We start from the raw sequence: 7,512 nt of genomic DNA, 5'->3' as shown, positions 1-7,512 counted from the left end.
GCCGGCGGCCAAGGTCGCGGTGCTCGGCGGCGGGGTGGTGGGCGCCAATGCGGCGCGCATCGCACGCGGCATGCGGGCCGAGGTGACGGTGCTGGACCGCGCGCCGCGCGTGCTCGCGGCGCTCGACGTCGAGTTCGGCGGCGCGGTCGCGACCCGCTTCGCCTCGGCGGCGGCGATCGAGGAAGCGGTGACCGAGGCCGACCTGGTCATCGGCGCCGTGCTGGTGCCGGGTGCCGCGGCGCCGCGGCTGGTGACACGCGCGATGCTCGCGCGCATGCGGCCGGGCAGCGTGGTGGTGGACGTCGCGATCGACCAGGGCGGTTGCTTCGAGACCTCGCGCCCCACCACCCATGCCGCGCCGACCTATGTCGAGGAGGGCGTGGTGCATTACTGCGTCACCAACATGCCGGGCGCCGTGGCGCGCACCAGCGCGGTGGCGCTGAACAACGCGACCCTGCCCTTCACGCTGCAGATCGCGGAGACGGGGCTGGCGCGCGCCGCGGCCGCGAACCCGCATCTCGCGCGCGGGGTCAACATCCATGCCGGCCGCGCGACGCATCCGGCGGTGGCGGAGGCGCTCGGGCTCGATCACCTGTCGGTGGAGCGCGCCTTCAAGCTGTAGGAACCCGGGAACCTGAGGGGGCGCCGCGGCTTACCGCTTCCGCAAGGAAGGAGTGGCGTCCATGGGCTTCCTCTGGACCATCATCATCGGCTTCGTCGCGGGGCTGATCGCGAAGTTCCTCATGCCGGGCCGCGATCCGGGCGGCTTCATCATCACCACGCTGCTCGGCATCGTCGGCGCGCTGGTCGCCACCTGGCTGGGCCAGGCGGTTGGCTGGTACCGCGCGGGCGAGGGCGCGGGGCTGATCGGCGCCGTGGTCGGCGCGGTGATCGTGCTGGTGATCTACCGCTTCGCCGTCGGCCGCCGGACGACGGTCTGAGGCAGAGCCTCTCCACCACCCCGCGCAGTCACCCCCCTCCCCCGTTCGCGGGGGAGGGTCTTCGCGTCAGCGCTTGGCCTCGATCGCGTCCCAGATCGACTTCTCGAGATGCACGCCGTCGAAGCGCGCGATCTCCTGCAGGCCGGTGGGCGAGGTGACGTTGATCTCGGTCAGGTAGCCGCCGATCACGTCGATCCCGACGAAGATCATGCCGCGCTTCCTCAGCTCCGGTCCGATCGCGGCGCAGATCTCCTTCTCGCGGTCGGTCAGCTGGGTCGGCTCCGGCCGCCCGCCGACATGCATGTTGGACCGCGCCTCGCCGGCGGCCGGCACGCGGTTGATCGCGCCCATCGCCTCGCCATCCACCAGGATGATCCGCTTGTCGCCCTTGCGGACGTCGGGGACGTAGCGCTGCACCACCAGCGGCTCGCGCGAGCGCTCGGTGAACATCTCCAGCAGGCTGTTCAGGTTCGGGTCGTCCGGGCGGACATGGAACACGCCCGCGCCGCCATTGCCGAAGAGCGGCTTCAGGATGATGTCGCCGTGCTTCTCCCGGAACTTCCGGATCTGCGCGACGGAGGCGCTGATCAGCGTCTCCGGCATCAGCTCGGGGAAGTGGGTGACGAAGAGCTTCTCCGGCGCGTTCCGCACGCTCGCCGGATCGTTCACCACCAGCGTCTTCGGGTGGATGTGCTCGAGGATGTGGGTGGCCGTGATGTAGGCCATGTCGAAGGGCGGGTCCTGGCGCATCAGCACCACGTCCACCGCCGAGAGGTCGAGCTCCTCCGCCGCGCCCAGGGTGAAGTGGTCGCCCTTCACGCGCCGCACCGTGACGGGCTGCGCATGCGCCACCACGCGGCCTCCCTGCAGCGCCAGGTCGCGCACATGGTAGTGCCACATGACGTGGCCGCGCGCCTGCGCTTCCAGCATCAGCGCGAAGGTGCTGTCGGCATCGATGTTGATCGAGGCGATCGGGTCCATCTGGACCGCGACGCGCAGGCTCTTCGGCATCGTCAGGTCTCCTCGTCCCACCTCTCGCACCCGTCGCGGCGGGAGGGAAGGGGAGCCGGCGGCCTTGACCGGGGCACGCAGCAGGGTTCACGTCGGCGTCATGCGCACCCTTTCGGGCAAGTCACGGCTGGCGGGGATCCTCGGCTGGCCCGTCTCGCATTCCCGCTCGCCGCGGCTGCACGGGATCTGGCTGGCCCGCCACGGCGTGGACGGCGCCTACGTCCCGCTGCCGGTGCGCCCCGAACGCTTCGCAGAAGCCGTGCGCAGCCTGGCGGATCTCGGCTTCGCGGGGGCGAATGTGACGATCCCGCACAAGGAGGCCGCCTTCTCGGTGTGTGATTCCGTCTCCGATGTCGCGCGCCGCGCCGGGTCGGTGAACACGCTGGTGTTCCGCGACGGCAGGATCGAGGGCACCAGCACCGACGGCTTCGGTTTCCTGGAATCGGTCCGCGAGCAGGCGCCCGGCTGGCAGCCCGCGGACGGGCCCGCCGTGATCCTCGGCGCCGGCGGCGCGGTGCGGTCGGTGGCGGCCGCGCTGCTCGATGCCGGCTGTCCGCGCCTGACGCTGGTCAACCGCACACCGGCGCGGGCCGAGGCGATCGCGCGCGATCTCGGCGGTCCGGTCGAAGTCGCGACCGAGGCGCCGCTCGGCGACGCATCGCTGCTGGTCAACGGCACCTCGCTCGGGATGGTGGGCGAGCCGCCGCTGATCCTCGACCTCGCGCCGCTGCAGCCGGGCGCCGTGGTCGCCGACATGGTCTATGTGCCGCTCGAGACGCCGCTGCTGGCGCGGGCGCGCGCGCGCGGGCTGCGGGCGGTGGACGGCCTCGGCATGCTGCTGCACCAGGCGCGGCCCGGCTTCGAGGCCTGGTTCGGCGTCGCGCCGGTGGTGGACGCGGAGCTGCGGGACCTGATCGTCGCGGACCTGGCGTGAGGGCTCGGGCATGAAGGTGCTCGGCCTCACCGGCGGGATCGGCATGGGCAAGTCCACCGCCGCCGCGACCTTCCGCCGGCTCCGCATTCCCGTCTTCGACGCCGACGCCGCCGTGCACCGGCTGCAGGGCAAGGGGGGTGCCGCGGTGCGCCCGATCGAGGCCGCCTTCCCCGGCACGACGAAGGGCGGGCGCGTGGACCGGGAGGCGCTGCGCGCCCGCGTCCTCGGCGACCCCGCCGCGCTCAAGCGCCTCGAACGCATCGTCCATCCGCTGGTCCGCCGGGCCGAGCGCGCCTTCCTCGCCGCCGCGCGCCGCCGGGGCGAGCGGATCGCCGTCCTCGACATCCCGCTGCTGCTGGAGACGGGCGGCGAGGCGCGGGTGGATGCGGTGATCGTCGTCTCCGCCCCCCCTGGCGTGCAGCGCGCCCGCGTGCTGCGCCGCGGCGGCATGACGGAGGCGCGGCTGGCCGCCATCCTTGCCCGCCAGATGCCGGATGCCGAGAAGCGCCGGCGCGCGGACCACGTCGTCCCCACCGGCCTGTCGCGGCACGCGGCGCAGCGGCATATACGGCGGATCGTCAGGACACTACGCGCCATGCCATAAGGGCCGCGAAAGCGGCCCCGCGCGGCGCGCGAACGCTTGGCCCGGCACGCCACGCCTGCGGCGCGCAAGCCAAGCGGCCGGAGGCCGCGCCGGCGTCTGAGGCAAGAAGACATGCGCCAAATCGTGTTGGACACGGAGACGACGGGCCTCGACCCCGCCTCCGGCGACCGGGTGATCGAGGTCGCCGCGATCGAGCTGTTCAACTTCGTCCCGACCGGCGGCACCTTCCACAAGCTGGTGGACCCGGAGCGCGACATCCCGGCCGAGGCCACCCGCGTGCACGGCTTCACCGCCGACATGCTGCGTGGCAAGCCGCGCTTCGCCGACATCGCCGACGAGCTGCTGGATTTCCTGGGCGAGGCCGAGATCGTCGCCCACAACGCGCCCTTCGACTTCGGCTTCCTCGACGCCGAGCTGGCCCGCGCCGGCCGCCCGACGCTCGACCGCGGGCGCATGGTGGACAGCCTGGACATCGCCAAGCGGCGCTATCCGGGCCTGCCCAACAGCCTCGATGCGCTGTGCCGGCGCCTCGGCGTCGACAACAGCATGCGCACCTCGCACAACGCGCTGCTCGACGTGAAGCTGCTGGCCGAGGTCTTCCTGGCCCTCATGGGCGGCAAGCAGCCCGGCCTGGAGCTGGCCAGCGGCCCCGCGCGCCGCGGCGGCGCCGCGGCGGCCGAGGAGGCGCCGATCATCCGCACCCCCCGCCCGATCGTGCCGTCGGAGGAGGAACTGGCGGCCCATGCCGCCTTCGTGGCGAAGAAGCTGAAGGAGGCGGTCTGGCTGCAGCCGCCCTTCGCGGAGCCGCCCGAGCCCGCCTCATAGGAGACGTGTCCGGCCGGCCCTCCCCGAACCCGCCAGCATCCCTTACCTTGGCGGGATGCTTCAGACCCGCCCGCGCGTCGCCCTCTTCGTCACCTGCCTGGTGGACCTCTACCGGCCGACGGTGGGCTTCGCCGCCATCAAGCTGCTGGAAGAGGCCGGCTGCCAAGTCGAGGTGCCGGAGGTCCAGACCTGCTGCGGGCAGCCCGCCTACAACACCGGCGACCGCGCCACCGCCAAGGACCTGGCGCGGAACGTCATCGACGCCTTCCTGCCCTACGACCACGTGGTGGCACCGTCGGGATCCTGCGCCGGCATGATCGGCCACCACTATCCCGGCCTGTTCGGCGACGAGGACCCGCATTACCGCGGCAAGGCCGAGGCGCTGGCGGCGAAGACGCATGAGCTGGTGTCGTTCCTGACCGACGTGCTCGGCGTGGATGCCGTGAAGGCGCGCTACGAGGGCGTGGTGACCTATCACGACAGCTGCTCCGGGCTGCGGGAGCTCGGCATCAAGGCGCAGCCGCGCAAGCTGCTGGGCTCGGTGGACGGGCTGGTGCTGAAGGAGCTGCCGGATTCCGAGGTCTGCTGCGGCTTCGGCGGCACCTTCTGCGTGAAGTATCCCGACATCTCGGTGCGCATGGTGTCCGACAAGGCGAAGGACGTCCGCGAGACCGGCGCCGACACGCTGCTGGCCGGCGACATGGGCTGCCTGCTGAACATGGCCGGCCGCCTGCAGCGCGAAGGTGCTGCGGTGAAGGTGCGCCACGTGGCCGAGGTGCTGGCCGGCATGACGAACGACGCCGCGCCGATCGGCGAGACGAAGTAGGGGAACGCGAGATGGTCCACCTGACGTCCCCCGCCTTCAAGGAGAATGCGACGCGCGCGCTGGCCGATCCCGGCCTGCAGAAGGCGCTCGCGCGCACCAAGCCGCAGTTCCACGGCAAGCGCGCCAAGGCCGTCGCCGGCCTGCCGGAGTTCGAGCAGCTCCGCGAGATCGGCAAGAACATCAAGAACCACACTCTGGCCAACCTCGACTTCTACCTCGAGCGCTACGCGGCGAAGGTCGAGGAAGCGGGCGGCAAGGTGCATTGGTGCTCCACCGCCGACGAGGCGCGCGCCGCCGTGCTGCGCATCTGCCGCGACGCAGGTGCCAAGACGGTCACCAAGGGCAAGTCGATGATCTCCGAGGAGCTCGGGATCAACGACCACCTGGAATCGCACGGCATCACGCCGGTCGAGACCGACCTCGGCGAATACATCCTGCAACTCCGCAAGGAGCCGCCGAGCCACATCATCGGCCCCGCCTTCCACCTCAACCGCGAGGATTGGGAGGAGAGCTTCCGGGAGTCGCACACCGACCTCGACCCGAAGCGGGTGTTCACGGAACGGCGCGACATCCTGACGGAGGCGCGCACCAAGCTGCGCTCGCGCTTCCTCGCGGCCGATGTCGGCATCACCGGCGCGAACTTCCTGATCGCGGAGACCGGGTCCTCGGTGATCGTCACCAACGAGGGCAACGGCGACCTGACGCAGACGCTGCCGAAGGTGCACATCGCGCTCGCCAGCATCGAGAAGGTGGTGCCGACGCTGGAGGACGCGACGTCGCTGCTGCGCCTGCTGGCGCGCAGCGCCACGGGGCAGGATTTCTCGGTCTACACGACCTTCTCCACCGGCGTGCGCCGCCAGGGCGACCTCGACGGGCCGGAGGAATACCACGTCGTCCTGATCGACAACGGCCGGTCCAACATGATCGGCACCGAGTTCCAGGAGATGCTGCGCTGCATCCGCTGCGCGGCCTGCATGAACCACTGCCCGGTCTATGGCGTCACGGGCGGCCACGCCTATGGCTGGGTCTATCCCGGGCCGATGGGCAGCGTGCTGACGCCGACGCTGGTCGGCGTGGACAAGGCCGGGCACCTGCCCAATGCCAGCACCTTCTGCGGCCGCTGCGAGAGCGTCTGCCCGGTGAAGATCCCGCTGCCCAAGCTGATGCGCCACTGGCGCGAACGCGAGTTCGAGCGGCACCTGACGCCCGGCACGGTGCGCACCAATCTCGGCCTCTGGGCGTGGTTCGCGAAGCGGCCGGCGATGTACCGCGCGGCGACGCGCCTCGGCATCGGCGCGCTGTCGCTGCTCGGCAAGGGCAAAGGAAAGTTCGGCTGGATGCCCTTGGCCGAGGGCTGGACGCGCGGCCGCGACCTGCCTGCGCCCGAACCCGGCGGCACCTTCATGGCGCGCTACGCCAAGACCCGGCGGAACGGACGCTGAGACGATGAGCAAGGACGCCATCCTCGGCGCCATCCGGCGCGGCCTGAAGCGCGGGCCGCTGCCCGCCGACCAGGCCGCGATGCTGGAAGGCCGCATCGCCGCGCATCCGCGACACCTGATCCCCGCCCGCTCGCGCCTGCCGCGGCCGGAGCAGATCGCGCTCTTCATCAAGAACGTCGAGAAGGAGTTCGGCACGGTCGAGCGCATCGCCGACGTCAGCGCCGTGCCCGCCGCCATCACCGACTACCTCGCCGCGCAGAACCTGCCCGCGCGCCTCGTCATGGCGCCGCATCCGGAGCTGGAAGCGATCGACTGGTCCAGTCGCCCGCTGCTGGCGCGGGAGACGCGGCGCGCGCAGGACGGCGACCTCGTCTCCCTCCAGCATGCCTGGGCCGGCGTGGCGGAGACAGGCACGCTGTTCTTCCCCTCCGATCCCGTGCGGCCGGCCACGCTGAACCTGCTGCCGGAGACCGAGATCGTGCTGCTGCGCGCAAGCGCGATCGTCGGCGCGTACGAGGAAGCCTGGGACCGCCTGCGCGCGGAGCGGAAGGATCCGCTGACCGGCGGCTGGATGCCGCGCAACCTGATGCTGGTGACGGGCCCCAGTCGCTCCGCCGACATCGAGCAGACGCTGGAGCTTGGCGCGCATGGGCCGCGCCGCCTGCACATCCTGCTGGTGGAGGACGAGGCCGCGCCGCGCGAGATGAGCCGCGCCGAAGCGCGCGCCCAGGCGACCGCGCAGCCCGGCACGCCGGCGACGCCCGGCGACTGAGGCCGCGCGCCTTGCCATGCCGCCGCGACGGAAAGGCCTGACGCGCGCCGACCTTGCGCTGTGGCACGCCTTCACGGCGGACATCGCCCCGCTCTTCGGCCGCACGCGGCCCGAGGCCCCGCCCGGAGATCCGGCGCCGGAGGCGGTCGCGCCGAAG

Annotated in this window: 9 protein-coding genes; 8 read left to right on the top strand and 1 reads right to left on the bottom strand. The window is 71.9% G+C overall.

Going from position 1 to position 7,512, the window contains the following annotated elements:
- Both L2I40_RS14940 and L2I40_RS14935 read left to right on the top strand, forming a co-directional pair.
- The coding region (locus L2I40_RS14940) for an alanine dehydrogenase (RefSeq protein ID WP_237215982.1) at positions 1-622 on the top strand (622 nt) is incomplete at its 5' end.
- A gap of 61 nt (positions 623-683) precedes the next feature.
- Positions 684-941 carry a GlsB/YeaQ/YmgE family stress response membrane protein gene (locus L2I40_RS14935; RefSeq protein WP_237215980.1) on the top strand — a complete coding sequence of 86 codons (258 nt, stop codon included), beginning with the start codon at positions 684-686 and terminating at the stop codon, positions 939-941.
- Positions 942-1,007: 66 nt separating this feature from the next.
- Here the strand turns inward: L2I40_RS14935 and gshB are convergent, their stop codons facing one another.
- Complete coding sequence (gshB, locus tag L2I40_RS14930) at positions 1,008-1,952, bottom strand: glutathione synthase (RefSeq protein ID WP_237215978.1); 945 nt, start codon at positions 1,950-1,952, stop codon at positions 1,008-1,010.
- Positions 1,953-2,052: 100 nt separating this feature from the next.
- Here gshB and L2I40_RS14925 point away from each other — a divergent pair, with 100 nt between their 5' ends.
- The 6 genes from L2I40_RS14925 (at position 2,053) to L2I40_RS14900 (ending at position 7,355) form a co-directional block, all read left to right on the top strand.
- Positions 2,053-2,886 carry a shikimate dehydrogenase gene (locus tag L2I40_RS14925; protein WP_237215976.1) on the top strand — a complete coding sequence of 278 codons (834 nt, stop codon included), beginning with the start codon at positions 2,053-2,055 and terminating at the stop codon, positions 2,884-2,886.
- Positions 2,887-2,896: 10 nt separating this feature from the next.
- Positions 2,897-3,490, top strand: a complete 594-nt coding sequence (gene coaE, locus L2I40_RS14920; protein WP_237215974.1) for a dephospho-CoA kinase — start codon at positions 2,897-2,899, stop codon at positions 3,488-3,490.
- A gap of 111 nt (positions 3,491-3,601) precedes the next feature.
- Complete coding sequence (dnaQ, locus tag L2I40_RS14915) at positions 3,602-4,315, top strand: DNA polymerase III subunit epsilon (RefSeq protein ID WP_237215973.1); 714 nt, start codon at positions 3,602-3,604, stop codon at positions 4,313-4,315.
- Positions 4,316-4,370: 55 nt separating this feature from the next.
- Positions 4,371-5,141, top strand: coding sequence for a (Fe-S)-binding protein (locus L2I40_RS14910; RefSeq protein ID WP_237215971.1), 771 nt, complete (start codon positions 4,371-4,373; stop codon positions 5,139-5,141).
- An 11-nt stretch (positions 5,142-5,152) separates the two neighbouring features.
- Entirely contained in the window at positions 5,153-6,583 is a 1,431-nt protein-coding gene (locus L2I40_RS14905; RefSeq protein ID WP_237215969.1) for a LutB/LldF family L-lactate oxidation iron-sulfur protein, read from the top strand.
- Between the two features lie 4 nt (positions 6,584-6,587).
- Positions 6,588-7,355 (top strand): LutC/YkgG family protein, encoded by a 768-nt coding sequence (locus L2I40_RS14900; protein ID WP_237215961.1) that lies wholly within the window; start codon positions 6,588-6,590, stop codon positions 7,353-7,355.
- The last annotated feature ends 157 nt before the right edge of the window (positions 7,356-7,512 follow it).

This window comes from Falsiroseomonas oryziterrae (genome assembly GCF_021864505.1).
GTDB lineage: Bacteria > Pseudomonadota > Alphaproteobacteria > Acetobacterales > Acetobacteraceae > Falsiroseomonas > Falsiroseomonas oryziterrae.
Note: the sequence above shows the minus strand (reverse complement) of the source record. Positions and strands in the feature narration are given on the sequence as shown.

Excerpts from the sequence above, each read along its gene's own strand:
- L2I40_RS14910 (WP_237215971.1), top strand. The coding sequence starts at position 4,371 with ATGCTTCAGACCCGCCCGCGCGTCGCCCTCTTCGTCACCTGCCTGGTG.
- gshB (WP_237215978.1), bottom strand. The coding sequence starts at position 1,952 with ATGCCGAAGAGCCTGCGCGTCGCGGTCCAGATGGACCCGATCGCCTCG.
- L2I40_RS14935 (WP_237215980.1), top strand. The coding sequence starts at position 684 with ATGGGCTTCCTCTGGACCATCATCATCGGCTTCGTCGCGGGGCTGATC.
- dnaQ (WP_237215973.1), top strand. The coding sequence starts at position 3,602 with ATGCGCCAAATCGTGTTGGACACGGAGACGACGGGCCTCGACCCCGCC.
- coaE (WP_237215974.1), top strand. The coding sequence starts at position 2,897 with ATGAAGGTGCTCGGCCTCACCGGCGGGATCGGCATGGGCAAGTCCACC.
- L2I40_RS14905 (WP_237215969.1), top strand. The coding sequence starts at position 5,153 with ATGGTCCACCTGACGTCCCCCGCCTTCAAGGAGAATGCGACGCGCGCG.
- L2I40_RS14900 (WP_237215961.1), top strand. The coding sequence starts at position 6,588 with ATGAGCAAGGACGCCATCCTCGGCGCCATCCGGCGCGGCCTGAAGCGC.
- L2I40_RS14925 (WP_237215976.1), top strand. The coding sequence starts at position 2,053 with ATGCGCACCCTTTCGGGCAAGTCACGGCTGGCGGGGATCCTCGGCTGG.